Origin of the sequence: Paracoccus rhizosphaerae (assembly GCF_026162645.1) — a bacterium.
Lineage (GTDB): Bacteria > Pseudomonadota > Alphaproteobacteria > Rhodobacterales > Rhodobacteraceae > Paracoccus > Paracoccus rhizosphaerae.
Genome location: NZ_JAOTBE010000165.1, coordinates 1 through 1,385, shown reverse-complemented (window position 1 = coordinate 1,385; position 1,385 = coordinate 1). Strand labels below are relative to the sequence as shown.

Here is a 1,385-nt window from a genome sequence, read left to right as displayed (position 1 = left end):
ACCGCCGACGGTGCCTACGACACCCGCCGCTGCCACTCCGCCATCATCGACCGGCAAGCCATGCCAATCATACCGATCCGGAAGAACGGGCGCCCTTGGAAGGAAGACTGCCCGGCAGTGACGGCGCGGAACGAGACGCTGCGCGCCACAAAACACTACGGCCGGGCGTTCTCCAAGGGTAATCCTCCCCATGGTTAAGGGGATGCGAAGTAGAATTTTCTCGACAGGATGAACGAGGAGATTCAGATGAAGAAGAGCCGTTTCACCGAAGCCCAGATCATGGGCATGCTGCGTCAGGCTGAGGCCGGTTTGGCGGTGCCTGAGCTGTGCCGCGAGCATGGGATCAGTAGCGCGACGTTCTACAAGTGGCGTGCCAAAGCGGTCTGCCGACCTGCTTGCCGCCATCGAGGCGGGAGAGCGGAATATGATTGCGGAATTGGCGGAGGCGCCGGTCAACGCATGGCAGACCAAGGCGTTGATGCGGGAACTGGTGCGCTAGGCGGTGGCAAGCATGATGGCGCGTCAGGAAGCGCCGTTCGGCGAAGCGGAGAGCGCGGCCTATGTTAACGACATGGAGGAGAAGAAGGCGCGGATCATAGATGCACAGCGAAGCCGCGACTGGTCCCTTGCCGTGGAACTTAGCAGTTCCATGACGCCCCTTCTCGGTGACGAGACGCATGCCCTGACGCATCCAGTCCTGGCCCGCGAGATGCTTGCTCAGACCCGCGCCCTGCTCGAGCTTTCGCTCAACGTTGAAAGAGAATGTCATGATCCTCTCAGCGCAGGCCGGTCCATCCTCGAAAGTGTTGGACCTGTCGCGGTTTGGTGCCGCTCCTTTGACCACGTAATGTGCAGCAGAGGAGATGAACCATGGGCACAGTCAGGACGGATGAATTTCGCAAGGATGCAGTGCGGATTACGCTGACCAGCGGGCTTTCGCGGCGTCAAGTTGCGGATGATCTTGGGGTCGGCTTGTCGACCCTCAATAAGTGGGTGAACGCACTTCGGGACACGGACGTAGTCTCAGCCGAGGATCGCGAGCTGGCGCGTGAGAACGAACGGCTTCGGCGCGAGAACCGTATCCTCAAGGAGGAGAGGGACATCCTAAAAAAGCCACCCAGTTCTTCGCGAGCCATGGAGGGCATGAACGCCATGGGTCCGAGTGAATGCCCGACACCGTGAGGTTCAGGTTCATCGAAGAACAGCATGGGGCCTTCCCGATCGACCGGCTGTGCCAGGTGATGAATGTCAGCCCGCGTGGATTACGGACCTTTCGCAGCCGCCCAGCCAGCCATAGGCAGCGCATGGACATGGTCGTCCTGGCGCATATCAAGAAACAGTCGCGTCTGAGCTTGGGCAGCTATGGTCGCCCGAGGATGACAGAC

At 60.4% G+C, this 1,385-nt stretch carries 1 protein-coding gene and 3 pseudogenes; 3 read left to right on the top strand and 1 reads right to left on the bottom strand.

The genetic code is table 11. The features are described 5' to 3' along the window. Together OC184_RS20165 and OC184_RS20160 are read left to right on the top strand one after the other, a co-directional pair. Positions 1–177, top strand: a pseudogene (locus OC184_RS20165) (IS5/IS1182 family transposase); the annotation flags it as partial. A 69-nt stretch (positions 178–246) separates the two neighbouring features. Beyond that, positions 247–378: pseudogene (locus OC184_RS20160) on the top strand (transposase); the annotation flags it as partial. Here the strand turns inward: OC184_RS20160 and OC184_RS20155 are convergent. After that, positions 344–769, bottom strand: a complete 426-nt coding sequence (locus OC184_RS20155; RefSeq protein ID WP_265508950.1) for a hypothetical protein — start codon at positions 767–769, stop codon at positions 344–346. The pseudogene OC184_RS20160 and the gene OC184_RS20155 overlap by 35 nt on opposite strands. A gap of 101 nt (positions 770–870) precedes the next feature. Here OC184_RS20155 and OC184_RS20150 point away from each other — a divergent pair. Then, positions 871–1,385: pseudogene (locus tag OC184_RS20150) on the top strand (transposase); the annotation flags it as partial.